At 31.5% G+C, this 26,190-nt stretch carries 26 protein-coding genes and 1 pseudogene; 5 read left to right on the top strand and 22 right to left on the bottom strand.

What is annotated here, in order from left to right; translation table 11 throughout:
• Positions 1 to 79 precede the first annotated feature (79 nt).
• The 9 genes from V6137_RS02235 to V6137_RS02275 all read right to left on the bottom strand — a co-directional run bounded on the left by V6137_RS02235 (position 80) and on the right by V6137_RS02275 (position 10,034).
• Positions 80 to 1,219 carry a Ger(x)C family spore germination protein gene (locus V6137_RS02235; RefSeq protein ID WP_425446252.1) on the bottom strand — a complete coding sequence of 380 codons (1,140 nt, stop codon included), beginning with the start codon at positions 1,217 to 1,219 and terminating at the stop codon, positions 80 to 82.
• Positions 1,212 to 2,318, bottom strand: coding sequence for a GerAB/ArcD/ProY family transporter (locus tag V6137_RS02240; RefSeq protein ID WP_425446253.1), 1,107 nt, complete (start codon positions 2,316 to 2,318; stop codon positions 1,212 to 1,214). The genes V6137_RS02235 and V6137_RS02240 overlap by 8 nt, the downstream gene beginning before the upstream one ends.
• Positions 2,308 to 3,882, bottom strand: coding sequence for a spore germination protein (locus V6137_RS02245; protein WP_425446254.1), 1,575 nt, complete (start codon positions 3,880 to 3,882; stop codon positions 2,308 to 2,310). Before V6137_RS02245 ends, V6137_RS02240 begins: the two co-directional genes overlap by 11 nt.
• Before the next feature lie 150 nt (positions 3,883 to 4,032).
• Complete coding sequence (locus tag V6137_RS02250; protein ID WP_425446255.1) at positions 4,033 to 4,248, bottom strand: CLC_0170 family protein; 216 nt, start codon at positions 4,246 to 4,248, stop codon at positions 4,033 to 4,035.
• A gap of 240 nt (positions 4,249 to 4,488) precedes the next feature.
• Positions 4,489 to 5,187: a GntR family transcriptional regulator gene (locus V6137_RS02255; protein ID WP_425446256.1), complete on the bottom strand. Its 699-nt coding sequence runs from the start codon at positions 5,185 to 5,187 to the stop codon at positions 4,489 to 4,491.
• 13 nt (positions 5,188 to 5,200) lie between these two features.
• Positions 5,201 to 6,052: a 4-(cytidine 5'-diphospho)-2-C-methyl-D-erythritol kinase gene (ispE, locus tag V6137_RS02260; protein WP_425446257.1), complete on the bottom strand. Its 852-nt coding sequence runs from the start codon at positions 6,050 to 6,052 to the stop codon at positions 5,201 to 5,203.
• A gap of 272 nt (positions 6,053 to 6,324) precedes the next feature.
• Positions 6,325 to 7,887, bottom strand: coding sequence for a DUF3794 and LysM peptidoglycan-binding domain-containing protein (locus tag V6137_RS02265; RefSeq protein WP_425446258.1), 1,563 nt, complete (start codon positions 7,885 to 7,887; stop codon positions 6,325 to 6,327).
• 312 nt (positions 7,888 to 8,199) lie between these two features.
• A complete protein-coding gene (locus V6137_RS02270) occupies positions 8,200 to 8,538 on the bottom strand; it encodes a Veg family protein (protein ID WP_425446259.1) in 339 nt (112 codons plus the stop codon).
• A gap of 77 nt (positions 8,539 to 8,615) precedes the next feature.
• A complete protein-coding gene (locus V6137_RS02275) occupies positions 8,616 to 10,034 on the bottom strand; it encodes an N-acetylmuramoyl-L-alanine amidase (RefSeq protein WP_425446260.1) in 1,419 nt (472 codons plus the stop codon).
• Between the two features lie 184 nt (positions 10,035 to 10,218).
• On the opposite strand from V6137_RS02275, the gene V6137_RS02280 reads away from it, so the two are divergent.
• Complete coding sequence (locus tag V6137_RS02280) at positions 10,219 to 12,024, top strand: heme NO-binding domain-containing protein (RefSeq protein ID WP_425446261.1); 1,806 nt, start codon at positions 10,219 to 10,221, stop codon at positions 12,022 to 12,024.
• Positions 12,025 to 12,135: 111 nt separating this feature from the next.
• On the opposite strand, the gene V6137_RS02285 is transcribed toward V6137_RS02280, so the two are convergent.
• The 7 genes and pseudogenes from V6137_RS02285 to V6137_RS02315 form a co-directional block, all read right to left on the bottom strand.
• A complete protein-coding gene (locus V6137_RS02285) occupies positions 12,136 to 13,068 on the bottom strand; it encodes a magnesium transporter CorA family protein (protein WP_425446262.1) in 933 nt (310 codons plus the stop codon).
• Positions 13,069 to 13,442: 374 nt separating this feature from the next.
• The gene (locus V6137_RS02290) at positions 13,443 to 13,706 is read right to left on the bottom strand and encodes a metal-sensing transcriptional repressor (RefSeq protein WP_425446263.1); all 264 of its coding nucleotides are present in this window, start codon (positions 13,704 to 13,706) and stop codon (positions 13,443 to 13,445) included.
• A gap of 23 nt (positions 13,707 to 13,729) precedes the next feature.
• Entirely contained in the window at positions 13,730 to 13,936 is a 207-nt protein-coding gene (locus V6137_RS02295) for a heavy-metal-associated domain-containing protein (protein ID WP_425446264.1), read from the bottom strand.
• Between the two features lie 149 nt (positions 13,937 to 14,085).
• Positions 14,086 to 15,936 (bottom strand): copper-translocating P-type ATPase, encoded by a 1,851-nt coding sequence (locus V6137_RS02300; protein ID WP_425446277.1) that lies wholly within the window; start codon positions 15,934 to 15,936, stop codon positions 14,086 to 14,088.
• A 129-nt stretch (positions 15,937 to 16,065) separates the two neighbouring features.
• Positions 16,066 to 16,407, bottom strand: a pseudogene (locus tag V6137_RS02305) (copper ion binding protein); the annotation flags it as partial.
• A 678-nt stretch (positions 16,408 to 17,085) separates the two neighbouring features.
• Positions 17,086 to 18,138, bottom strand: a complete 1,053-nt coding sequence (locus V6137_RS02310; protein ID WP_425446265.1) for an Mrp/NBP35 family ATP-binding protein — start codon at positions 18,136 to 18,138, stop codon at positions 17,086 to 17,088.
• A gap of 94 nt (positions 18,139 to 18,232) precedes the next feature.
• Entirely contained in the window at positions 18,233 to 18,937 is a 705-nt protein-coding gene (locus tag V6137_RS02315; protein WP_425446266.1) for a Crp/Fnr family transcriptional regulator, read from the bottom strand.
• A 339-nt stretch (positions 18,938 to 19,276) separates the two neighbouring features.
• Here V6137_RS02315 and V6137_RS02320 point away from each other — a divergent pair, with 339 nt between their 5' ends.
• Entirely contained in the window at positions 19,277 to 19,936 is a 660-nt protein-coding gene (locus V6137_RS02320) for a hypothetical protein (RefSeq protein ID WP_425446267.1), read from the top strand.
• A 233-nt stretch (positions 19,937 to 20,169) separates the two neighbouring features.
• Here the strand turns inward: V6137_RS02320 and V6137_RS02325 are convergent, their stop codons facing one another.
• From V6137_RS02325 to V6137_RS02340, 4 genes are all read right to left on the bottom strand, one after another.
• Entirely contained in the window at positions 20,170 to 20,748 is a 579-nt protein-coding gene (locus tag V6137_RS02325; RefSeq protein WP_425446268.1) for a 5-formyltetrahydrofolate cyclo-ligase, read from the bottom strand.
• A 71-nt stretch (positions 20,749 to 20,819) separates the two neighbouring features.
• The gene (locus V6137_RS02330; RefSeq protein ID WP_425446269.1) at positions 20,820 to 21,287 is read right to left on the bottom strand and encodes a sporulation membrane protein YtrI; all 468 of its coding nucleotides are present in this window, start codon (positions 21,285 to 21,287) and stop codon (positions 20,820 to 20,822) included.
• A complete protein-coding gene (locus tag V6137_RS02335; RefSeq protein WP_425446270.1) occupies positions 21,275 to 21,613 on the bottom strand; it encodes a YtrH family sporulation protein in 339 nt (112 codons plus the stop codon). The genes V6137_RS02330 and V6137_RS02335 overlap by 13 nt, the downstream gene beginning before the upstream one ends.
• Before the next feature lie 664 nt (positions 21,614 to 22,277).
• A complete protein-coding gene (locus V6137_RS02340) occupies positions 22,278 to 23,192 on the bottom strand; it encodes a cation diffusion facilitator family transporter (protein WP_425446271.1) in 915 nt (304 codons plus the stop codon).
• A gap of 356 nt (positions 23,193 to 23,548) precedes the next feature.
• Here V6137_RS02340 and V6137_RS02345 point away from each other — a divergent pair, with 356 nt between their 5' ends.
• On the top strand, positions 23,549 to 24,064 hold the full coding sequence (locus tag V6137_RS02345; protein WP_425446272.1) for a signal peptidase I: 516 nt from the start codon (positions 23,549 to 23,551) through the stop codon (positions 24,062 to 24,064).
• Positions 24,065 to 24,160: 96 nt separating this feature from the next.
• Positions 24,161 to 24,358, top strand: coding sequence for a DUF1858 domain-containing protein (locus V6137_RS02350; RefSeq protein ID WP_425446273.1), 198 nt, complete (start codon positions 24,161 to 24,163; stop codon positions 24,356 to 24,358).
• Positions 24,359 to 24,404: 46 nt separating this feature from the next.
• On the opposite strand, the gene V6137_RS02355 is transcribed toward V6137_RS02350, so the two are convergent.
• A complete protein-coding gene (locus V6137_RS02355) occupies positions 24,405 to 24,629 on the bottom strand; it encodes a glutaredoxin family protein (RefSeq protein ID WP_425446274.1) in 225 nt (74 codons plus the stop codon).
• Positions 24,630 to 24,880: 251 nt separating this feature from the next.
• Positions 24,881 to 25,105 (bottom strand): glutaredoxin family protein, encoded by a 225-nt coding sequence (locus V6137_RS02360; RefSeq protein ID WP_425446275.1) that lies wholly within the window; start codon positions 25,103 to 25,105, stop codon positions 24,881 to 24,883.
• A gap of 474 nt (positions 25,106 to 25,579) precedes the next feature.
• On the opposite strand from V6137_RS02360, the gene V6137_RS02365 reads away from it, so the two are divergent.
• Positions 25,580 to 25,942, top strand: coding sequence for an ArsR/SmtB family transcription factor (locus V6137_RS02365; protein WP_425446276.1), 363 nt, complete (start codon positions 25,580 to 25,582; stop codon positions 25,940 to 25,942).
• The last annotated feature ends 248 nt before the right edge of the window (positions 25,943 to 26,190 follow it).

Consider the following 26,190-nt stretch of genomic DNA (forward strand, 5'->3'; position numbering starts at 1 on the left):
CAAATACTATATATAATATCTAATAAAATCCAATTCCTTTATATATAGTAGTATTAACAATGGACGCTTTTTTTAAACATTATTTTGTTAATCCTATCCTTCTTATTTTTGCTTCTATACTAACATTTATATCAACTTCAGGAAATATATTTCCCCAGTTATCCTTTATATTATCCCATAAATCCGGTTCATATTTACTTATATGTCCTCCAATACCTATTACATCGGCTTTAAATTCTTTTTGTAGCTTTTCAATTGTTACATTTATTTCTTTTTTTATTTTTTCCTCAATAACTTTTTCCACGGATTCTAAAAATTTATTATCCAAGGCATCTTCCCCTGTATTAAGTTTAAACTGTTGAACATATCCCTCCATCTGTATTGGAATGTCTACCTTTATATTTCCTTCCTTACCCTTTACTTTTAATTTAGTTTTAGAGCTTGTTATTATATATGGGACTGTGATTTTTTCCTTATTGATTTCCTTAGTTACAGTAACCACATCGGACTTAAATTTGTCCATTAAGAACATGGCACCTCTAGTTTCCTTTTCTCCCAACCATCCCAATAGCCTATGGTCTTTTATAATGGCCGATCCTGCTACTTTCAAATCCTTTTCTCCCGTTACTACCCTAGGCATTAATGCCATCCCATTTTCATGTAGATTTTTAACTACATCCCCCAAGGTCTGGGGACTAAATCTAGCAGTACTTTCAGAACCCCTAGATATATCCGATATATAGGTTCCAGTTACTGGTTCAAATTCTGATTCCAGATTTAGAACATCTTCCGCTTTTCCCTTAGCTATTAAAACATTTACCTTTCTATTTACTTGACTATGTCTTTCTAAGGAATCTAATAGTTCCCTTAACATATTATTATTTCTAGCTGCATCTTCTCCTATCACTAACACCTTCATATGTTGAAAAAATATAACCTTATTAATTCTAGTCCTTATTTCCCTTGTGGTATCATAGGTACTTTGTCCTACACTTGATATTACAAACCTTGGCTGACCTTGACCATTTTTACCTATGGCATTAAGATTTGGGTAAACATATGTAACAATATATTTCTTTTCTTCAGAACCCTCTCCTTTATAATCATCGATCCCAACTGCTGAAATAAATGCCCTTTCATTTATTTCCACCTTATCCCAACATCCTGTTATTAGAAAGATTGATAATAATACTAATATTACAAGTTTTGTTTTAGCCATTTTTAGATCCCTTCTTTCCCTTCTTAAATAACGAAACCGCAAATACTATTATTGGTGCAACTATGATTATAAATGACCCTAGATAATAACTTATCTTAGTTATATAATCATATATGGATGCCAAGTTATCCGGTACTAGTGCCAGTATAAATATTATTGGAATTATGGGAAGTACGAAAAAGTTATACTCCTTTACCCTAAAGAGTTTGCTAGCAGTTAATGCTAATCCATATATAAGGGGCGTTAATGTGGTAAATGCAACTAAAACCCATAGTGCCATTATTACCCCTTGGATATTTTCTATGAAAGCCCCTGGAAAATCTATTGTTCCCATTAAGGATAATGTTGGCCATAATAGATGTTGGGTTTCCACAACCCCAAATCTAGATATTACTGTTATAAATATTAATAGATATACAGCCATGGTTACTAGTACAGCTGATATATTATATTTCATAGCTTTCTTAGGATTGGAGCTATATGCCATAAATAATATTAATAAATCGAAACCTGCAAAACTGAAAAAGGTATCGGGTATTCCCTTAACTAAGTCTGCAAACTTAAATCTAAAAACCGGCAAAAGATTGGAGAATTCCAGTTCTGGTAATATTACAAAAAATATTATAATAAGGGGAAGTATTATAATGGGAATCATCAATACAGCTATCCTCCCAATCCCTTCTACTCCTCTTCTACCTATATATGCTATGGTTAAAAGCATAGTTATTATTATTACCTCAGTTGGGGTTTTTGTTAGTAAAAACATCTTTATAACCTCAGCAAATACCCTTACAACAAATGCTGCAAAAAATAACAAATAAAGAATGTATAGAAAAGAGAAAAAATCGGCTATAGGAGTAGTTACTATATCCCGTGCAAATTCAGCTATGGTTTTACCTGGTTTATATAACATTAGACGGGTTATAATAATAGTCATAATTATGGTAATAAAACCACTTACCAAAATTAAAACCCACCCATTCTGATCGAGACTATCGGCTAGAGCCCTTGGTAGAGACAATACCCCTACACCTATTATATTTCCCAGTATTATTGCCATTAATTGACCGTTTGTTATTTTATTATTATTAGCTATCATTATCTTCATCCTTATCATTAGACTCTTTATATGGTTTCCTGTCTTTATCGGTGACCTTAGTATATATAGGCCTTCTTGTCATATCCTTTATAGGTATTTTTATAAAACTATCCTTTAGATCTATTAAAGACCTTCCTATATTAGTAAAGGGGTTAGTATAGGGTACCCCGAAACTTTTAAGGGTTACTAAATGGCTGGCTAATAATATAAGGCCTAGCATTATGCCATATAATCCAAGTACTGCTGCTAAAGCCATAATTATAAATCTTATAAATCTAAATCCTGTTGCAAAACTATAGTTAGGTATTACAAAGGAAGATATGGTGGTTACCGCTACTATTATTACCATAAGGGGACTTACTATCCCGGCTTCAACTGCCGCTTGCCCTATAACTAAACCTCCTACTATACCTATGGTGGTACCTATGGGACCAGATAGCCTAGCTCCAGCTTCCCTTAAAAGCTCTATAGTCCCCTCCATTATAAAAGCCTCTACAAATGCGGGAAATGGAACCGTTACCCTTGTGGCCGCCACATATATTGCCAGCTGGGTAGGTAACATCCCTGGATGATATGCTGTCATTGCTATATATAGGGCAGGGAAAAGTAGTGCCACTGCCATGGCAAAATATCTTATCAGTCTTATTAATGATGATATAAGCCATCTATCATAGTAGTCTTCTGGAGACTGTAAAAGGGTATTTACCGTTGATGGCACCATCAAAGCAAAGGGTGTATTATCAACAACAATGGCAACCCTCCCTTCATATATACCTGCCGCAACTGCATCGGGTCTTTCTGTACTCTGACATTGGGGAAATGGGGAGAATCTATTATCTTCTATTAGATGCTCTATATTGCCACTTTCTAATATTGCATCTATTTTTATACTTTTAAGTCTTTTGTTAACCTCTTTCAATATATCTCCATCTACAATATCCTCTATATACATTAATGCCACATCGGTTTTTGACCTTACTCCCAGTTGCATATTTTTTACCTTTAGTTTCGGATCCCTTATTCGCCTTCTTATAAGGGATGTATTTACCTTTAAAGTTTCATTAAATCCATCCCTAGGGCCCCTAACTACAGTTTCTATTTGGGGCTCATTTACCCCCCTCATGGGCCATCCCCTAGATGATAATACCATTACCTTTTCATAATTATTAATAAGAAGAACTGTTTCCCCTATTAGCACCTTATCCACAACTTCATTTAAAGTTTCAACTTCCCCTATTTCAGTTATGGCAAGATTGGCTTTTTTTATAAGGTCATAAAGATTATATTTTACCCTATTGGGACTGGGCTCTTCTTCTCTAGCCTCATGTAAAAGGGGTTCTAGTGCAAAGTTACTTACAAGTTCTTTATCTGCAAGTCCATCGGTATATATTATTGCCAGATTATATTTTTGAGTTTTCCCTACGGTAATAGGTCTGTATACTATATCATCACAGTCTATTAGTGTTTCCTTTATAATTTTTAAGTTTGTCTCTATATCTTTTGAAATGGATATTTTTCTTTCTCCATCCATTGACTTTCTTTTATTTTTTTTAAATAAACCCAAGTTATCAACCCCTTTTTATTAGATAATAGAGAATAGATGTGGTGCAAAGTGGCCAGGGCATGCCCTTGGCCCTACACCTTCAAATTTTCCGACCATAGGGAGTAAAATCTCCTTATCTATTCTTTATTCTTCATTCTTTATTCTTTGTCTTTACAAAAGTTTCAGTGCAGTAAAAATAACTGGTCCTGCTATTATGTAAATAAGTCCAATTATCCTTGCTAGCTTTTCTTCTTTTTTTGATTTTTTATTTTTGAAATAATTGCCATCTATAAAGAAAGTAAATAGTCCTATTAATACTATAAAAAATAGCCAGTATATGTTACATATATCCCTTAATTGTTCTATGGCTGTATAAAATATATTCATGGTAACACCCCCGCTTTATTAAAGAGTAGAGAATGAAGAATAGAGAATAGATGTGGTGCAAAGTGGCCAGGGCATGCCCTGTCCCTACACATTCAAATTTTTACGACCATAGGGAGTAAAGTCTCCTTATCTATTCTTTATTCTTCATTCTTTATTCTTTAAATCAAAGTTTAGTCTATTAAGTAATATTTACATCTTCAGGTGTTATTATGCAAAAAAATTAAAGGGGTAATTACCCCTTTAACCTTTATTTTTACCTTTATTTAATTTTGCTTCAGCTTTAGCTACTATATAGTTTTCTGCGTTTTCTATATGATATTGGGCATGTTCTCTGGCTTTTTTTGTATCCCTTTTACATATAGCTTCTATTATTTTTTCATGTTCAGTTTCAAGGTTATGGGACTGTTCATACTCCCTTATATAGGCAACCCTAAATCTATGTATCTGATCCCTTAGGGATTCAACTATACTTACTAGTCTATCATTTCTTGTTCCTTGAAATATAATATCATGAAATTCCACATCTTTCTGTATCATTCCATCGGTATCATTTTCTTTAAGGCATTTATTAAATTCTTTTCCCTTTTCTTTTAGCTTTTCTATTTCCTCTTCAGTCATTCTTTCAGCCGAAAGGGATGCAGCAAGTCCCTCTAGGGAAGCCCTTACCTCTATTACATTTAAAACATCCTTAAAGGATACATCGGCAACATATGCCCCCTTTCTAGGTACCATTACTAAAAGACCTTCTAGTTCCAGCTTCCTTATAGCCTCCCTTACTGGGGTTCTACTTACCCCTAATTTTTCTGCCAATTGAACCTCCATAACCCTTTCCCCAGGCCTCAGATCTCCTTCTATTATTGCCTGTCTTAATGATTCAAAAACTATTTCCCTTAGGGGCTTATAGTCATGGAGATTAAGATTATTTAAGTCACTATCCATTTTTTATATCCTCCTAGATCGTTTTTACAATGAATAAATTATCTATATATTCACTTAACTCATCCTTACATATGTTAACATTGTTAATATCATCAAATATTCCAAATACAGTTGGTCCACTTCCACTCATTAGGCTTCCTAATGCACCATTTTTTATCATAGCTTCTTTTACTTTCTGTATAATAGGATACTTATTTATGGTTACAGTTTCCAATACATTTACCATATTATTTAATACTTTTTCTATATTCCCTTTATTAACCCCTTCTATAATTTCCTTCGTATTGGGATGTTCTTTAATTTTCTCTATATTAAGATTATTGTATACATAAGCAGTGGATACTTCTATATTAGGATTTGCAAGTAATATTAATTTATTAGAAAAACTATTTAGTTTAGTTAACTCTTCCCCTATACCCTTAGCTAAGGCAGTTCCCCCCATAATACAATAGGGTACATCGGCTCCAATTTTTACTCCTATATCCATTAACTCCTTTTCATTAAGATTCAAGTTCCACATTTCATTTAGTCCCTTTAATGTAGCCCCAGCATCGGAACTACCTCCAGCTAATCCTGCTGCCATGGGAATTTTTTTATCTATATAAATATATGCACCTTTATTAATATTAAACTTATCCTTTATTAATTCACAGGCTTTATATACGAGATTAGTACTATCTGTAGGAACATTTCTATTATTACAATCAACTATAATATCTTTATCGGTCTCTTTTATTGTTATAGTATCTTTTAAATCTATTTGCTGCATTACCATTTCCAGTTCATGATATCCATTTTCCCTTTTTCCTATAACATCAAGGGATAAATTTATTTTTCCATAGGCATCTATCTTTATTTCTTCCATGTTTTCAACTCCAGTTTTTTGTTATGTTTATACTTATTATAATACAAGTTTATTAAAGAATAAAGAACTTGACACTAAAGAATAAAGAATAGATAATAAAGAATAGATAATAAAGAATAGATATGGTTATTTTACTCACTTCGTTCGTAAAATTTCATTATATCAGCTGGGGGATTCTAATCCCCCAACCAAAAAAACTAAAAAACAAAGTGGCCTCTGGCCACTTTGCACCTTATCTATTCTCTATTCTTTATTATCTATTATCTGTATTTTTAAAGGTTTAACTCTAAATTCTTTTCTATTATTATCTTTTCCCCGGGCATTATATTTTCAGGGGCTAATATTTCATTGGTTTCTATTAATTCTTCCACTGTTGTATTATATCTTTTAGCTATATCCCATATGGTGTCTTCTTTTTGGACAATATATACAGTTATACTAGGTCTAGACTTTTTATCAACTTCTTCTTCTAGTTCTTCTGCTTCCACTACCATATTTATTGTCTTAATTCTATTTATATCTATACTATTTTTTACTGTAGCTTCTATTTCAACTTCACTAGATGATGTTTTATCATATTTAAAGCCTTCTAATATTCCTTCTACCTCTACTTCAATTCCATCTTTTATATCTTCAATATCTATATATGTCTTAAATGGTATTTCCTCTTTCAAGACCTTTATATTATTGCTATTAGATTCTTCATAAAGCATATCCACGGTCAAGAAACTCTCTATTATAACCTTTCCCTCTACAACTCTATAGTCTGTAACATTGGGTCTCATATTGATATTATATACATCTTTGATACTATCATTACAACTTATTGTTCCCTTAACTATTTCTTTAGCATCGTAATGACCAACATTTTCAGATATATCTAAAGCTTTCTTTTGAACATTAAATTTTTTGTTAGTAGAGTATGTATCAGCAGTTATCTCCTTTTCCCTTTCCTCATATACATCAGCTTCTACCTTCACTATTGTTTCAATATCAAATACCCTTATGTTTCCTTCTATATCTTCTTTAGTATCACATACCATCTCTTCTATACCGAACTTAACATTAGATTTCATATCCTTTAATGCCCCTGCTATCTCTACAAAATGGGTAAATGGTATCTCGTGATTTAAATAGTTAATTTGACTTTGGGCATCATCTCCAAAATACATAATGGAAAGATCTATAATTCCATTGACCACTGCCTTATCATCAACTACCTTAGTTTCTTTCTCATATACCTTAGTATCGGTTCTTAATATATCCAATATATTAGGCATATCTTTAGAAACTTCGAAGGCTTCCTTTACCATTGTAGAAGAAGCATTTGTTCCTATAACTTCGTTATATTTTATAGTCTCTTTTAATACTTGAAGCCCTTCTTCACCAACAACCTCTTTTACTATATCAATGTTATCATTACTTTTAACCTTCCCTTCCAGAGAAAGAACTGTCTTTACAGATATTCTTTTTTCATCAAGTTGATTGTAGTCTATATGTTCTATAAGAGATTTAATATCTACTAATACTTCCTCCGTTGCTCCCTTTATTTCTATTTCGTCCCTAAAGTCAGTGCTAGCTTCTATACTATGTATAGGTTGATTTTCATCATCGGCATTATATAGTGCTTTAAATTTAACTATACCTCCAACTATAATCTTATCCTTCTGTGCTTTAACAGAAGTCACCTCTGCATCTCCGTCTATAGTTAGTATCTTATTTATATTTGGCTTATTATCAGGTAAGTATATTTCTCCTTCTACTAAAGACTGTATCTCTTCCTTTGCAATAGTTTGGTCTATTTTAATTAGGTCTTTAATAAGTTCTACTGACATTTTATTCCCCCCTAAATTCAATCATATTTAGAACATCTATTATATTAATATATGACTTTTATATATATTATGATTGAATTTTATAAATAAGAACTAAAAATTTAGTTAATAGATAATAGTTAATAGTCGGCGATTTAAAGATAGTTTTTTTATGGTAATTACTTTTTAATGCTAAAGTCGATTTTATATCTGTTAACTTTTAAAAAAAATAATAAATAAGGTTCAAAGTGGCCTTTGAACCTTATTTATTATTTTTTCTTTATTATCTATTATTTTTAAATAAAAAAATACCACCTCTTCTGGTGGCATTTTTTAGCTTATGTTAATTTTTCTGTCTTCTCCACAAATGGTTACTTCAACCGTTTCCGTTAATATATCTGAATAGCTATAGGATACCCTTCTTACAGAATTATATCCTCCATCAATCTTTACTACGAATATACTAGGATATGCATCTTCTAATATGCCTTCTCTTACCGTGGTTTTTTTTCTTCCTTTGTTAGCCTTTAATCTTACCTTTTTCCCAATACAGTTCTCTACATCTTCTTTTATTTTAAACAAAGAATTTTTTTGCAACAAACCATCACCTTCTTTCCCAAGATAACATAATAAATTATACCATAACCATAGTTCTATGTCAAGTCTCAACATAACATTATACTACTTTAATATCCCCTTTGTCAAATATGAAATTAAAACAAAATATTAGAAAAACCGAGTATGTTCTTCTAATACATATGATAACTAACAATACCTGACACTATAGCCTTTGCTATTTTATTAATATATTTGGGGTTTTTTAGTTTTTTTTCAATGGTAGGATTGGTTATATAGTCAGGATAAATTTGAATGGAACTACATCCCAATTCCCGTAACAGAAAAAAATCTGCACTTTTAATGCCCTTATTTATTGTATTTATTTCCTCCTCCATTTTATTCATAATAGATAAAGATAGGGCTTCTGCATCTTTATCTCCCCTATAATGATATATCTCACAACCTTTTATAGAACTACTATGAAATGAATTCATTGATATATTAATAAAAAAATCTGGATTTTTTTCATCGGCTATTAACTTTCTATCATTTAATGATAAATATATATCATCTTTCCTTGTTAGATAAACATCGGCGCCTAAAGACATCAATTCATTAGCCATAATCTTACTTATATCAAATACTACATCCTTTTCCCGTAGTCCATTTTCACCTATGGCATCATTACAGTTAAAACCACCATGGGCAGGATCTATTACTAATATTTTTCCCTTTAGAGGCTTTTTCATACATGGTTTATCATATTTTTTTATTGTAACTCCTGTATAATAATATTTTAATATATCTTCAAATTTATAACCTTCTTTGGCCATTTGATTACTACCATATTGACATAATCCTAAACCAGTTCCTTTTCCCCGAGTATTAAATCTTATTACCACAGGAGAAATACTAAACCTTCTTGAGTCCAAACCCAGTAATCTTACAATTTCATCACCTTTAAATTTTTTTCCCCCTACTTTAACCTCGGTTATTCTTTCACTATCATCTTTAATAATATCTTCTATAAACCCCTTTATTTCGGTTTTTAAGTTGGGACTTATCTTTGGAAACTTTACATTTAGTCTATCCTCTATTTCTCTTAAAGTAAACTCCTTACTCCCATCCCAATGGGGTGAATTACCACAATAATCGCATAACACTTTTCTAAGATATATGACTCTATTTTCAATTACACTTTCAGAGTTTTCTGTGGCACCACCACATGTATTATGAAACCTAGGATCTATTGGGTTATTATTTATAGTTATTATTAGACCCCTTGTATCATTGATACAGGTATTTAATTTATCTAAATGAACTTTATAGTTACCTCTCCATTTATCTTTTAAATACTTTTCATTTATCTTATAAATATCATAGTAATTATCTGATATATGCCATGATTTATTATTATCTTTTTCCAACAAACTTAATTTCCTAATTAAATCAGTTCTAGCTATTATAGCTTGACACTTAATGGCCTCTATATTAAAACCTATATTAATTTGCATAAAAACAATCATCTTAACAATTTCTTCTATAGGCTTTATTTCTATCTTATTAGTTTTATGATTATAGACTTTTATTTTAATTTGTTCATCATCCACCTTCTTTTACCCCCTTTTTGACAACTACATTTTCCCTATGATATATAATATGAATCCTGCTATTCTTCCGTGAGTCACATAATATTATTATTTATTGACAATAAACATTGTCAGATAATAGTGAATTTTGATATAATGGACTTAATTTCTTATATGAGGAGGGAAGGGGCTGACCCCATAAATTATGAAAGGAACTATAGTATCCGCTTGGGTAAAAACTTGTCGTAAGCTTTATGGTAACGAATTAACTAATGAAGCTATGGAAGCATCCAACATGAATCCAAATAGAATTTTTAAACCAACAGAAGACATACAAGATAACCATGCTATGAATATGGTTAAATATATATCGGATAGGCTTAATAAAGATACATATACAATTTGGGAAGAAATAGGTCGTGATAATATTTTAACCTTCCGAGAAGACTATCCAGCTTTTTTTAATCATAAAAACCTATATTCATTTTTAAAGTCCATGTATGATGTTCATGTTGTTATTACTCAGAAAATACCGGGAGCGAAACCACCTATATTGGGGATATCTCCTATTGGTAAGAGAAAGGCTGAAATGACATACAAATCCAAAAGAGCCATGTTTGGATATTTCCATGGTATGTTAAAGGGTGCCGCTAATTATTATGGAGAAAATATAGAAGTAGAGACTGCAGAAAAAACCGATGATTATACAAAGATAATAATAACATTTGAAGAACAAATTTATTATTATAAGTCTTATAAGATTAACAAATTATTATCCTTTGGTTTTATTAGAAAATTAGAGACAAAGATTGCCATTGGCTCTTTACTTTTAATAGGTCTCCCAAATATTATATTATCTAAAGTTTCTGGTTCCTTAAATACCACCACAGTAATTACTATTTTATTATCTTTTATAGTTCCTTATTTAATGTCAAAACTACTATTTATGCCTGTTAAATATATAGTTGAGGATATTAAATACTTAAAGGAACGAAATTATTCAGTTGAGACTGAAATATCAACAAATGATTCCCTTGAAGATATTAGCAAACTTATATCAGAGTATAAGGATGTCATTAAAACCGACTTTGTCTCTTTTAAAGGACTAACCGATGAGCTAAATGTCTTTGGGGATAAATTTAACGAAATATCATCTAATATGAACGACACATCAAGGGAAATATCCGGTGTAGTTGAACAAGTGGCCCAGGGCGCCATGGGTCAAGCAGATGAAACAGAATCTGCTGCATATATATTAAACAATAATATAAATACATTAAATGAAATAGTTAGAGAAGAAAATACAAGTAAAGATGAACTAGAAGATGCAGTCAAAAAGATTAATGCAGGCTATGAGGAACTTAAGGATACATCTAATAATTTAGTTAATATTTTAAAGGAGTTTTCTTTAGTAAAAGAAAACGGTATAGCCCTTCAAAAGAAAGCCACCAATGTTAGTAAGATAGTAGATACCGTTGAGGCCATTTCAGACCAAACAAACCTACTTGCCTTAAATGCCGCCATAGAAGCCAGTAGAGCCGGTGAATCTGGAAAAGGCTTTGCCGTTGTAGCTGAAGAGATACGGAATTTAGCTGAGGAGTCTAAGGATGCTGTTAAAAATATAAACGATAACTTATTATCTTTTATACAGGAAATAGACCTAGTTGTAAATCAAATAGAAGGACAATATAATGTTTTAGAAGATGAAAACAAAAAATTATCCAGTGTAGCTGATAATAATTATAATACAGTACAGTCTATAGAAAATGTTTCTTCTTCCCTTATTAACATGATTAACAGTCTTACTGAGGAAACAAAGGCCATAAATAATGTATCACAAAATATAGAATCCCTTGCAGCCATTGCCGAGGAAAACTCAGCCTCTTCTGAAGAAGTAAGTGCAAATGTAACGTCATATGCTACAGAAATAGAAAAAATGTCCGATAGTATAAAAGAGTTCAAAAAGGTTTCTGAAGAGTTCAGAAAAGACTTGGAGGAATATAAGATATAATTGATAGTTGACAATTGACAATTGACAGTTAAAAACATAAAAGAAAAGGGATTAGCTAGAGCTAATCCCTTTTCTTTTATTGTCAATTATCAACTGTCAATTGTCAATTGATTAAAACATGTCTTTTTTAAACAATACTATTATTGCTATTATTGATAGGGATAGGGATGATAGTAATATTATTAAAAAGGCATAGGGAGAATTTTGAAAAGGTAAACCTACGTTCATTCCATAAAAGCTAGCTAACATAGTTGGGATGGACATTACTATGGTTATGGATGTAAGTATCTTCATAACTATATTTAGATTATTTGATATTACCGATGCAAAGGCATCCACCATTCCACTTAATATATTACTATATATATTTGTCATTTCTATAGCCTGTTTATTTTCTATTATTACATCTTCCAATAAATCTTCATCTTCGGGATATAACTTTATACTATTGGTTTTAAGTAGTTTTTCCATGACTATTTCATTTGCCTTAAGGGAAGTGGAAAAATACACCAAACTTTTCTCTAAATCCAAAAGTTGTATAAGTTCTTTATTTCTCGTAGACTTTCTAAGGTGATCCTGTATTTTATTACTTAGCTTATCTATTTGTTTTAGATATAATAAATATCTAGCCGCCATTTTAAACAATATCTGAAGTACAAACCTAGTTCTTTTATATGTAAAAAAAGATTTAACCCTTCTTTCTTCAAATTGGTCTATTATTCCATTTTCCTTAAGACATATTGTTATTATGTATTTATCAAATAGTATTATACCAAGGGGCAAGGTATAGTATACATATGACCCTTCTTCCTCTTCCATTATTGGAATATCCACCAATGTCAGTATCTGTCCATTTTCAACTTCAAGTCTTGAAGTCTCCTCATCATCTAATGGAGCCTTAAGAAAATCCATATCTACTCCAAGTTCTTCATTTATATTTTTAAGTTCATCTTCAGTTGGATTTATAAGACTAATCCAAGAACCTTTTTCAAAGTCATCTATATCGGTTAAAACTCCATCTATTGTTCTATATATATTCATCATGATTGGCACCTCCTTGCCTTTGGCTTATATAGTTTATATTTAATAGGTACAGTCATATATTAATTTATACTAGGTTGCACAGGGTACAAAGTGCAGGGTGCAGAGTTGTTTTTCCCCATATATAATATTATACCCTTAGATATGTTTATTAATAAAGGATAAGTTTTATAAAATTATAAAACAAAGTATAGGGTAAAACAAGTTGGAGGATTACGAATCCCCCAACAACTAAGGTCGAATCTCCCAACAGCTAAGGTAAAATGCCGCAAAAGTTAAGGTAGAATCCCCCAACAACTGAAGTTTTGAAATAAAATATGTAGGGCTTCAATATATTGAAGCCCTACATGCCATTAAATCCCTATTTAAAATACAATTTACTTAACATATTTATCCAACACGTTTATTATCTCATTTATCTTTTCTTCACCATTACCATCTAGCATGGCATCCTTTACACAACTTTTCATATGCTGATCTAGTATATTTAGATTGGCCTTTTTAAGAAGCCCCACCACAGCAAGTATCTGCTTTGAGATATCTACACAATATCTATCATTTTCAAGCATCTTTATAATTCCTTCTATTTGACCCCTAGAGGTTTTTAATAAGTTTAGTGCTTTTTTCTTTTCTTCATTCATATGCTTTCCCCCAACCTTAAGGATTATTTTATATCTATCACTTTATAACCCGCTTCTTCTACAGCTTTTTTTAGTATATCATCGGATACTCCATCTACTTGTAGTGTTGCAGTTTTGCTTTCTAAGTCAACATCAACTGTGCTTACACCATCTATCTCCTGAAGTTCACCTTTAACAGCCATTACACAATGTTGACAACTCATACCTTCTATAAATAATATTTTTTTCATTTTAAATACCTCCTTATTTTTTTAAAGGTAACCTTCGAATGAACTCGAAGCTACTCCTTTATTAGTCATTTAGTTGCTGAGAGGTTCACTCCCCCCAACATACTTCTTTTTAGTTGTTGGGGGATTCGTAATCCCACAACCCATACCTCCTATTTTTTCACTTTAAATCTTTTTAGTCTTAAGGAATTAGATACAACCGATACTGAACTAAAGGCCATTGCTGCTCCTGCTATCATTGGGTTTAAGAAACCTAGGGCTGCAAGGGGGATACCTGCCGTGTTGTAGCCAAAGGCCCAAAATAGATTTTGTTTTATTGTTCTCATTGTTTTCTTACTTAATTTTAGAGCCATTACTATACTTTTTAGATCACCCTTCATAAGGGTTATATCTGCTGCTTCCATTGCAACGTCTGTCCCTGTTCCTATTGCAAACCCAATATCTGCCGCTACTAATGCTGGGGCATCGTTTATACCGTCACCAACCATACCCACATGTTTCCCTTCAGACTTTATCCTTTCAACATTATCTGCCTTATGCTCTGGTAGCACCTCTGCTATGACATTTATAATACCTACTTCTTTAGCTATAGCATTGGCTGTTCTTTCATTATCTCCAGTTATCATATATATATCTAATCCCATATCTTTTAATTCTTCAATGGCAGCCTTAGAGCTTTCTTTAACTGTGTCTGCTACAGCTATTATACCGGCTACTTTACTATCTATTCCCATAAGCATTGCAGTTTTACCCTGCTCCTCAAGTTTTATAAGCTTATCTTCTATATTTGATATCTCTATGTTCTTTTCCTTTAATAATTTTCTATTTCCTAAATATATATTTTTTCCATCTACCTTTGAATATATACCATGACCTGGGATTGCTTCAAACTCTTCAGGATCATTTAGTTTTAATCCCTTTTCCTTAGCACCATTAACTATAGCCTCTCCAAGGGGGTGCTCTGAGCTTTTTTCTGCTATTGCTGCATATCTTAATATATCTTCGTCACTAAAGTCAAAGGATACTATATCTGTAACTTCTGGTTCTCCTTTAGTTATGGTTCCTGTTTTATCAAATACTATTGTATCTAGTTTGTGGGTTTTCTCAAGATGCTCTCCACCCTTTATTAGTATACCATTCTCTGCTCCTTTACCGGTCCCAACCATTATAGCCGTTGGAGTTGCTAGCCCTAATGCACATGGACAAGCAATAACTAGTACCGCTATTGCATTTACCAATGCTTTAGTAAATTCTCCTCCCGATATATACCAGCCTATAAAAGTTATTAATGCTATACCAACTACTATTGGTACAAATATACCAGATATTTTATCTGCTAGTCTTTGAACTGGAGCTTTGGAACCTTGGGCATCTTCAACTAGCTTAATTATTTGGGCCAATGCGGTTTCTTTTCCCACTTTAGTTGCCTTAAATTTAAATGTTCCATGTTTATTTATTGTAGCTCCTATTACCTCGTCTCCAACCTTTTTATCTACAGGAATACTTTCTCCAGTTAACATTGATTCATCAATAGATGACCTTCCATCTACAACTTCACCATCTACAGGTATTTTTTCTCCAGGACGAACTACTATAACATCTCCTTTTTCTACTTCTTCTATTGGGATATCAATTTCTTCTCCATCTCTGATAACCCTAGCAGTTTTCGCTTGTAACCCCATAAGGGTTTTTATAGCTTCAGATGTTTTTCCTTTAGCTATAGCCTCAAGCATTTTACCTAAAAGTATAAGGGTTATAATAACTGCTGATGATTCAAAGTAGAGTTGATTTATCCCTGCTATAGTAGTATATACACTATAAAAATATGCTGCCGATGTTCCCATGGCTATAAGAACATCCATATTTGCTCCTCCACCCTTTAATGAATGGTATGCGCCTTTATAGAACCTATATCCTATGATAAACTGAACTGGAGTTGCTAATGCCATCTGGAAATATCCATTGGACAAAATAGTATGGATACCTGCCATATGGAAAAACATAGCCGATAGCAAAGGTAAACTTAATATAGTTGAAATTGTAAATAGTATTTTAAGTTCCTTTATTTCTTTTTTTCTAGCTTCCCTTTCCTTATCACTATTGTCTTCCCTTTCTTCATGGGCTTTATATCCTGCCTTTTCTACTGCTTTTATTAAATCACTTACAGTTACTTCCCCATCGGTGTACTCAACTGTAGCTTTATTAATTGCAAAGTTTACATTGGCATTTTGGACCCCTTCTAACTTGTTAAGGGATTTTTCTACCCTAGCAGAACAAGCGGAACAAGTCATACCTTCGACATTTAATGTTACTTTGCTATTTGAAGCCTTATATCCAGACTTTTCCACTGATTTTATAAGATCCTTTACCTCTATTTTATCTGTATCATATTCCACTGTAGCCTTCTCAGCAATAAGATTTACATTTGCTGATTTAACACCATCTAGTTTTGATAGAGAACTCTCCACCTTGTTTGCACAAGATGCTCAGGTCATCCCAGTGACTTTTATTGATACTTTATTTATCATTTTTCTACACCAACCCTTCTTTTTAAAATCAGAGAATAGAGAATAAAGAATAGAGAATAGATGGGGTGTAAAGTGGCCCTAGGCCACTTTATTTTTAGTATAATTTCTAGGGTTGGGGGATTACGAATCCCCCAACAACTAAATGTTCTCCTCCATAATAAAATTTGTAACTTCGACTTCAGTCGAAGATTTCCTTATTTATTCTTTATTATCTATTATTTATTCTTTAAAATTAACCCTCCCCTTACGGGGTGTGTTTTCTTTATTGTAACATATGATTTTTTATTTTGCAAATACATTTTGAAATAGTTAACAGTTAATAGATAATAGTTAATAGTCGTTGGTTTTTTTAATTTTTTTGGTTACTTATTAGATTTTGGCCTTTGCTATGTTTTGTTCGGCCCCTGGGCTGGGCATGCCCAGCCCCTACATTCTTTAATTTTTATATGTAAGAGAACATCTCAACAAATTTAGATCTACTATGCTTTTGACTATTAACTGTTAACTATTATCTATTAACTATCTTCTACCCCTTAGTTTCTTCAAAACACAAAAAAAATATAAGGACCAGAAAAACTGGTCCTTATATTTTCAAATCGGCTTCGCCGATTTGCTCCTCCACTATTAACTGTTAACTATTAACTGTTCTGCAATAGCTTTATAATTTTCCTTAACATGGGCATCAGGGTCATCAACCGATAGTATTCCCTTGTCGCTATCTTCCCTTACCGCTGTTACTAGGGGAATTTGTCCAAATAGTTTTGTGTCAAGTTCCTCTGCTAGTTTTTTCCCCTCTTCTTTTCCAAATATATAGTGTTTTTCATCACAATTATCACATATGAAATATGACATATTTTCTATAAGACCTATTATTTTACTATTTGTCTTAGCTGCCATAAGTCCCAACCTTTTTGCCACATTTGCTGCAGTTATTTGAGGGGTTGTTACTATTAGGATTTCTGCTTTAGGGAGTTTTTGCATAAGACTTAATGGGACATCCCCTGTACCCGGGGGTAAGTCTATAAGCATATAGTCAAGTTCTCCCCAATGGACATCATTAAAGAACTGTTCTAATATTCCACCAAGGACTGGACCCCTCCATATTAGGGCTTGATCCTTTTCCACCAAGTTACCCATGGATATTACTTTTACTCCCTTCTTTTCTATAGGAAGTAATAGCCCTCCTTCTATATTCATTGGCTTCATATTGGACATTCCCATTATTTGAGGTATACTATAGCCTAGTATATCAGCATCTATAAGTCCTACTTTATATCCCATCTCACTTAACATAACAGCTAGATTAGCTGTTACAGTTGATTTACCAACTCCACCTTTACCACTACCTATTGCTATTACCCTAGTGTCTTTAAATGGTTCTTTATTATCCTTTTTACCATGTAGCTTTTCTATAAGTTTTTCTTTCTGCTCTTTAGTCATTTCTCCAAAAACTACTTCCACATCGTCTAATCCGCCAATGGCTAAAACTTCCTTTTCTATATCCCCCTTTATTGTTGATTTAAGGGGACAACCCATTGTGGTAAGGGTTACATTTACAATAGTTTTATTACCTTCTATCACTACATCACCAATCATATCTAACTCTATTAAACTTTTGTGTAGTTCCGGATCATTAACATTTTCAAGGGCTTTGTATACTTTATCCTTTAAGTCCATTATTCACGCCTCCTTTTTACTCACATTATATACATTACACCTAAGCTTTCAATGATTCAAATCAAATTTAATAGGTTTATTTGGCAAATGCCATTTATTCAGCCAAATATTCAAGACCTTCTATATCTTTTATAATAATCCTTTTATTTCCTACCAATTCTATTATTCCTTCACTTTGTAGATTGCTTAGTTTTCTACTTATGGTTTCCCTGGTTACCCCAATATAGTTGGCCATATCCTCCCTACTTAAAGGAATATTTAGTTCTAACCTGTCCTTTTTATTTACTCCAAAGTCCTTTATAAAACTAATAAGTAAACTAGCTATCCTTGCCTCTATATCCTTTGTACTTAAACTTTGTATTAGATTTTCAAGTTTTACTATTCTATCATGGACAACTTCTAAAATCTTTAGAGCTATTTCAGGATTACTTTTTAATATATTATCAAAATCCCTTTTAGTTAGTATACACATATTCACATCTTCCAATGCTTCTGCATTAAACTTTAATTCTTCTTCCTTCAATAAACTTAAATCTCCAATAAAATCCCCTTCAGATAATATATATAATATTTGTTCCTTGCCTTCTTTTGTATATTTAAATATTTTTATTTTCCCCTTATTTATAACATAAAGTTTATCGGATATGTCCCCTTCAAAACATATTATCTGGCCCTTTTTATAGGTTCTTCTAACAATAAGGTTTGTAACTTCACTTAACTGTTCCTTTTCAAGGGCAGAAAAAATAGACACTTTAGTGGCACAATATCTTCCTGTACATTTTTTACATTGATCTAACACAAGATCACCCCTAACTATTTATTTCTATGTGAGAATTTATATATTTTTATTCTTTTTTGTAAATATTATAAGCATAAGTGATAATTATCACATTTTTTAGTGATTATTTTAATAACTTATATTTATTTTACCATATATAATATTAATTAAATAATGAGTTTTTAAATAAACTATATTTGATGTCAATATTGGGGGATTACGAATCCCCCAATAACGTAGGGGGGATTACCAATATCCCCATAACGTAGGGGATTACCAATATCCCCATAACGCAGGGGATTACTACTTTATGATAATTGAAAGTTGTTAACATTTTAAAAATATAAGGAGGAGTTTTTAATGAGTAGATTTTTAGGTCCAATACATCATTGGTTATTTAATAAAATTAAGCTTTATGAAGATTTAGAAAAGGAAGTTGTAGATGCTTTTAAAGAGCAATATGATGGAATAGAAAAAATAGTTGAAAACAACATTAATGAGTACGGGGAAAGGTTACCTAATAAGCCTTTAGAAGAAATCATAGATACAGGGAACATACACGGTTGGTTGCAAAGTAAAATAGTTATCTCAGAAACAAGACACGCAGGAATATTAAGAGACTTATTTAATACTTATAAGGACGATGGAGTACTCCTAGCCAATTCAGTATATAAAGAAAATGGTATTAAGTGTGGCTTAAACGCAAAGGAACAATATGCTCCATCTAATGCTGAAGAATTATATAAAATCCTTAATAACTATATTTTAGATGGCATGCCCTGTGATAACATTAATAATGTTACCGATTCTACAGCCAATAAGGTTGAGTACAAACACGATACATGTCTTCATATAAACTACTGGAACAAAGCAGGGGTAGAGCCTAACAAAATGTATGATTTAAGAAGAATTTGGACTGAAAGTTTCATAAATTCAGCAAACCCAGAATTTAAATACCAAGTTACAATAGAAGAAGATAATGGCAATAGAAAGTTTCATCATACTATATTTAAAAAATAAGGGGCTGAAACCCCTTATTTTCAATTATAAATTATAAATTGTAAATTACAAATTAAAACCAAAACCATTCGGAGAATGAATTCTCCTCTACTTATTATTAATATATTAGAAAACATAGATTTGTTTTAGTTACTAAGTCATACGGGAGACCTTAGTCTCCCAATCCTTTAATTTACAATTTATAATTTACAATTTGTAATTAAGAAAGTGGCACGTTTCTCGCCACTTTCTTCTTATCTTACTATTATTCTCTTTTCAGTAACTATATAATCCATAGGGATATCAAAGTCCTCGGTCATTATTGCATCTAATATTTGATAATCATAACATACTCCTATTGTTGGAATTTTAAAATTAAGTCTAGCTAAAAATCTGTCATAATAGCCGGCACCATATCCTAACCTATAGCACTTTTTATCAAAACCAATACCGGGTATTATTATTAAATCGATCTTTTCCATATCTATTGGTCTTAAAAATTCCGGTTTTTGCTCCAGATAACCAAAACTACTTTTCTTTAATTCCAAATCCATATTCTTTAATTCAGTAGGAATAATTTCTTTCCCCTTTTTCTTACAGTAGGGAATGATGACTTTCTTACCCTTTTTCTTGCAATATTCTATAAGGGGAAAACTATTAACTTCATTATTAAAACTTAAATAAACCATTATGTTACTTCCCTCTTTAAACTCCTTTAATTTCTTAATAGTAGAAATAATTTTATTACTTTTTTCATTAACATCTGCGTTTTTCATATTATTCCTTGTGTTTAATATCTTTTTCCTCATATCCTTTTTCCATTGATTTTCCATAACAAGACCTCCGTTCCGCTACTAGTAAGTTTATATCCTATTTTCTCGGATTTATTCATATAATATATATGTTATTCCATCTCTCTGATTTCAATCCACAATATTAATTCTTCAGTTAAAAATATCCTGTTAACTTTAAGTTTATATTGAGCATTATCTATTTTCATTATCCTATTGTCAATAATACCCGATATTAATTCTATGTCTACATCTTTTACCTCTTTCCCCAATAGATTATCATATTTTTCTATTATATGCTCCTTCAGGGTCAACTTATCTAAGTCATCCCCATCATACATTAGTATTACCTTTATATCCTTTATAATAAACTTATTTTTATTAATAGTCTCTTCTAGCTTTTTAAGTTTTACATCTTTATCATCTATGATTGAGTTTAAATATTTGATTTGGTAATGGTACTGATCTACTCTATACCCTATAAGGGCATTTATACTTATCATGCCTATCAGTATTCCAGATATAATGCCTGTTATTAAGCATATAAAATATTTAAACTTACCCCTTCCTAATCCAGCCATATTTTATCACACTTTTTTATTAATCTAATAAACATATATCCTATATTAGCCCCTACTAATGCCATAAGTATATATCCACATTGCTTTATTACACCTTTTATTTCTCCTTTTAATATTCCTTTTTCTATTACTTCAAAGGATGAAAAAGTACCTCCAAGGGCTACTGCTACTGCCCATATTTTAATGGAAGATGCCACACTTATCATGGTTTTAACAGGTGGATTATTGGTAATAAGCGCTCCTAAACCAGCAAAGAAACTTCCCCCTACTATAACTCCAAAGGCTATTAAAAAGTTATATAACAGGTTAGTAAAAAATTTAATCATAATTAATCTCCTTGTTTTTTTATAAATTATGATTAAATTTTATTTATTATTACTTATTTATTAAACAAGGGCACCTTTGATGCTTCTTTGTTTAGTCCAGGGTGCAAAGTGAAAAGAACAGGGAATTGATGAGTCCATAAATATATTTAGCTCATACATATATGATAAATAAAAATTGTTGACTTAAGATAAAATATATATTACAATATGATTAAAAGATACCCCCTGGGGGTATATTGAAAATAGGAGGGATATTATGAATATCAATGTAACTGAAAATGGATCTAAAGAACTAAGAAAAGTTCTAGAAGGCAAAGATACTAACAATAAAGGTCTAAGACTTTATATAGCAGGCTTTGGTTGAGGCGGACCAACCTTTGGTTTAGCTCTGGATGAGCAAAAAGATAATGATGTTATAGAAGAAGTCGATGGTTTTAAGTTTATTGCAGATAAAGATGTAACTAGTCAATACAATAAGTTCACCGTTGATTTTGTTAAAGATTGGTTAAGAAAAGGCTTTAGAATATATGCAGATAATGCTTCTTCATGTTAAACACTGTGCAAAGTACAGGGAACAGGATGTTGAGGAAGTTACTATGAATAGAAGTATAGTTACTGGGTATACAAACCTAGTTACTGGGGGATTCGTAATCCCCCAGTTTTTTTATAGTTTATTATCACATTTTTTGCATTTACTATCTATACATGGATTTATGTGGACTATTACATCCTTTGTGTCTTTTATTGTGCCATATATTATTCGTTCTACCTCTTCTGCTATATCATGACCCTTTGCCACTGTCATATTACTGTCTACACATACCTTCACCTCAAAAAACACCTTAGATCCATGTTTCCTTGCCTTTATTTGACTTATGCTTCTTATATTGTCTCGAGACATTATTTCTTCATATAACATATCAATCTTTTCATCTTCTATACACATATCCATAAGTTCATTATAACCCTTTATAAAAAGCTCTATTCCCACTTTTACGATTATAAATGATACCACTATACCTGCAATGGGATCTAATATCTTATAACCCATTCTAGCCCCTATTATCCCTATTAAGGCCCCAATTGATGAAAGGGCATCGGATCTATGATGCCATGCATCTGCTATTAGTGCATCACTATTTATTTTTTTGCCTCCATAAATAGCTATTCTAAATTGTATCTCTTTTATAACTATGGACATAGCCGCAACCCATATGGCAATACTTTTAGGAGTTTCTATGTTATTTGTTATAATCATTTTGATAGACATATATCCTATTCTTAATCCAACAAAGGTTAAGAATATAGATAAAACAAAGCCTGCAATAGTTTCTGCCTTTTCGTGTCCATAGGGATGCTCTTTATCTGCCGGTTTTTTTGATATAAAAAAACCTATAACTATACCCAGGGAGCTTATTACATCAGATATAGTATGAATTCCATCCGCCAAAATAGCTGTGGAATTTCCAATGATCCCCACTATTACTTTTAAAAAGGACAATATGATATTTATTATTATTGTTATCCATGCTATTTTATTTCCTATTTTGTACCTTTCATTTTCATTTATCCTATTCACAATAAACACCTCATTATCAATTGATATTATATTTGTTATTTTACCATATTATTGCATGTCCTGTAAACCTCTATTTTTCAACGATATGTTTTGTCATTAAGTACTGATTTTTATTATCATTTGATAATAATTAATTTATACAGAATAAAGACAGCCAAACCCACTTCTTTGTTCTGTACAGGGTGCCAGGTACAGGGAGCAGGGAATTGGTAATTCTATATTCTATGTGAGGCTTCAATATATTGAGGCCTCACATAGAAAAATACATAACTTATGATTCAGGAATATTTTCGATATAATTGGAAATAATTAGTTTGTAACTAGTTGAGCTCATAATTCAAGAAAGAAGGCTTATTATGAAACAAAATATAAAAAAATATAAAGGTTCTATATACATATTATCTTTTATATTAATATTTGTTACTTTTTTTATAATTATTGTATCTTCACTTTTTTTATATAATGTTTTCATATTAAAGAGAGATTTAGATGGTATATATGGATTCCGATTTCTTATGATAGCCGGTGACAGTATGTACCCAACATTAAAACCTGGAGATTCTATATTGATAAAAAAAACATCTAAAGAAGATATTGTTGAGGGAGATATTATATCATTTCATAGAAATTCAATAATTGTAACCCATAGAATAGTAAATATAGAAGGTAATAATTTCATAACAGCTGGAGATAATAATAATTTAAAGGATAAATTTAAAACAAATTATTCTAACATACTGGGAAAACATATATTTACTGTAGAAAAAGGGGATAAAATATTAACTATATTAAAAAGTCCATTAGTAACTATATTTATTTTTTTATTTATTTTAACAACTATTACCTATTTATTTAAATCGATTTTTGGGTAAATAATAAATATATATATTATTTTGTGATTTTAATCACCTATAATAATAAAAAATATGTTATTATATAATATATAATAACTGTAAGGAGGAATTAAAATGGCTATTACTAAAGATATGCTTATAGGAGAAATATTAAGAACAAGATCAGATGCCCCTGAAATTCTTATGAGATTTGGAATGGGTTGTGTAGGTTGTCCTTCTTCTCAAATGGAAACTTTAGAGCAAGCTGCTATGGTTCATGGTCTTGAATTAGAACCTTTACTAGAAGCTTTAAATGAAGGTCTTGATGAATAGAAAAAACAAATAAAAAACTCCAGCCCGTTGGCTGGAGTTTTTTATTTTATAGTAATTCTTCTAGTTTTGCTTTATCAAAACCTACTATTTCTTCGTCATCTACTATTATTACTGGTACTCCCATATGTCCCATTTTCATGAGCTCTTTTCTAGCATCAGAGTCAGTTTGAACATTTTTTTCTGTAAAATCAATTCCCTTTTCATTAAGATATTGTTTTGCAGAAACACAGTGGGGACAAGTACTACTTGTATATACAGTCACATTTGCCATTATTAATTCCTCCCATTTATTGATTTTATATTATTATAACTATACCCGGTATAGGTATAATAAAACAATATTTTAAATATAATTTTTCTACAATTTAATTATACTCGTTTTTCACCCCTTTTATTAATGGTTTTCTCTATAAAAAAACCGAAGGCTATAGATTTTATCTATAGCCTTCGGTAAAAAAGGTTGGGGGATTACGAATCCCCCAACAACCCTATATAGGTGGATTTATAATCCCTATTAATTCATTATAGTAATTCTTCTAGTCTAGCCTTATCAAAACCTACTATTTCTTCCCCATCAACGATTATTACTGGTACTCCCATATGTCCCATTTTCATCAATTCTTTCCTTGCATTAGAGTCGGTTTGAACATTTTTTTCTTCATAATCTACACCTTTCTCCGAAAGGTATTGCTTTGCAGTTACGCAATGGGGTCAAGTACTACTTGTATATACAGTTACATTTGCCATTATTAATTCCTCCTTAAATTTAATATAGATATTATCTATATATTATTATATCCATATAGTCTATTTCTATAATACCCTATGTAAATCCTTTTTAAACTCTTTGATTTTTTTATTTTAGTTTTAAAATAACCTTTTTTTGTCAATACTTTATTGTGATATAATGAGAGAACAAGGTGCCTTTGGCACTTCTTTGTTCTGTGCAGGGTGTGAGGTGCAGGGAGCAGGGATTTGGTGGGTCCATAAACATATGTAGGGCTTCGATATATTGAAGCCTTAGGTCTTCTTCTAGAAGACCTATTATACCATAGACTATATTTCTCAATAAACTGTAGGATTACGAATCCCCCCAGCAACTAAATTTTATTATTGTTATATATTGTATGGCTTTGGAGTCGCCCTGAATATATTCAGGACCTACACAGGAAAATATATGGTTCTTACTATTCAATAGTTTGTAAGTTAGGAGGAAATGTTATGACAGACAAATCCGATGGAACATGTGAAGTTAATATAGTAGATGAAGGTGCTGTTATAGAAGTAAAAAAAGATATGTTGCCAGAAGATATGACTATAGATTTATCCCAGATTTTTAAAGCTTTAGGAGATCCTACAAGACTAAAGATAATATATGCTTTATCTAAAAAAGATTTATGTGTTTGTGATATAGCTGAAATTTTAGATATGAGCCAATCGGCCATCTCCCATCAATTACGGGTCTTAAGAAATTTGAGATTGGTCAAATATAGAAAAGAAGGGAAATCTGCCATATATTCTTTAGATGATGATCATGTTTTGACCCTATTTAATCAAGGGATTGAACATATACTGCACCAATAGAGTAGGAGGTAGATAATTAATTTATCTACCGGCCTCTCACACCACCGTACGTACCGTTCGGTATACGGCGGTTCACTAAGACAATCTGAATTTTTCATACTGTGAAGATAAACTTGTAAAGCCATAATTGGTCAATCTTTGATTAGTTATGGTTTTACTCAATATTGGACTATTTGATATTCTCCAATATCCCTTTCTTGTGTTTGCATATTCCCAAGCCTTGTATTTTGGTACTTTTAATCTTATTA

Source organism: Dethiothermospora halolimnae (assembly GCF_037577855.1).
Classification (GTDB): domain Bacteria; phylum Bacillota; class Clostridia; order Tissierellales; family VENL01; genus Dethiothermospora; species Dethiothermospora halolimnae.

Bases quoted from the DNA above. Each gene is read 5' to 3' on its own strand.
- V6137_RS02290 (WP_425446263.1), bottom strand. From the start codon at position 13,706: ATGAATGAAGAAAAGAAAAAAGCACTAAACTTATTAAAAACCTCTAGG.
- V6137_RS02365 (WP_425446276.1), top strand. From the start codon at position 25,580: ATGACAGACAAATCCGATGGAACATGTGAAGTTAATATAGTAGATGAA.
- V6137_RS02250 (WP_425446255.1), bottom strand. From the start codon at position 4,248: ATGAATATATTTTATACAGCCATAGAACAATTAAGGGATATATGTAAC.
- V6137_RS02270 (WP_425446259.1), bottom strand. From the start codon at position 8,538: ATGTTGAGACTTGACATAGAACTATGGTTATGGTATAATTTATTATGT.
- V6137_RS02355 (WP_425446274.1), bottom strand. From the start codon at position 24,629: ATGGCAAATGTGACTGTATATACAAGTAGTACTTGTCCCCACTGTGTT.
- ispE (WP_425446257.1), bottom strand. From the start codon at position 6,052: ATGGAAGAAATAAAGATAGATGCCTATGGAAAAATAAATTTATCCCTT.
- V6137_RS02345 (WP_425446272.1), top strand. From the start codon at position 23,549: ATGAAACAAAATATAAAAAAATATAAAGGTTCTATATACATATTATCT.
- V6137_RS02235 (WP_425446252.1), bottom strand. From the start codon at position 1,219: ATGGCTAAAACAAAACTTGTAATATTAGTATTATTATCAATCTTTCTA.
- V6137_RS02285 (WP_425446262.1), bottom strand. From the start codon at position 13,068: ATGATGAATATATATAGAACAATAGATGGAGTTTTAACCGATATAGAT.
- V6137_RS02280 (WP_425446261.1), top strand. From the start codon at position 10,219: ATGAAAGGAACTATAGTATCCGCTTGGGTAAAAACTTGTCGTAAGCTT.
- V6137_RS02310 (WP_425446265.1), bottom strand. From the start codon at position 18,138: ATGGACTTAAAGGATAAAGTATACAAAGCCCTTGAAAATGTTAATGAT.
- V6137_RS02325 (WP_425446268.1), bottom strand. From the start codon at position 20,748: ATGGAAAATCAATGGAAAAAGGATATGAGGAAAAAGATATTAAACACA.
- V6137_RS02240 (WP_425446253.1), bottom strand. From the start codon at position 2,318: ATGATAGCTAATAATAATAAAATAACAAACGGTCAATTAATGGCAATA.
- V6137_RS02330 (WP_425446269.1), bottom strand. From the start codon at position 21,287: ATGGCTGGATTAGGAAGGGGTAAGTTTAAATATTTTATATGCTTAATA.
- V6137_RS02320 (WP_425446267.1), top strand. From the start codon at position 19,277: ATGAGTAGATTTTTAGGTCCAATACATCATTGGTTATTTAATAAAATT.
- V6137_RS02265 (WP_425446258.1), bottom strand. From the start codon at position 7,887: ATGTCAGTAGAACTTATTAAAGACCTAATTAAAATAGACCAAACTATT.
- V6137_RS02295 (WP_425446264.1), bottom strand. From the start codon at position 13,936: ATGAAAAAAATATTATTTATAGAAGGTATGAGTTGTCAACATTGTGTA.
- V6137_RS02335 (WP_425446270.1), bottom strand. From the start codon at position 21,613: ATGATTAAATTTTTTACTAACCTGTTATATAACTTTTTAATAGCCTTT.
- V6137_RS02300 (WP_425446277.1), bottom strand. From the start codon at position 15,936: ATGTTTTTCCATATGGCAGGTATCCATACTATTTTGTCCAATGGATAT.
- V6137_RS02255 (WP_425446256.1), bottom strand. From the start codon at position 5,187: ATGGATAGTGACTTAAATAATCTTAATCTCCATGACTATAAGCCCCTA.
- V6137_RS02350 (WP_425446273.1), top strand. From the start codon at position 24,161: ATGGCTATTACTAAAGATATGCTTATAGGAGAAATATTAAGAACAAGA.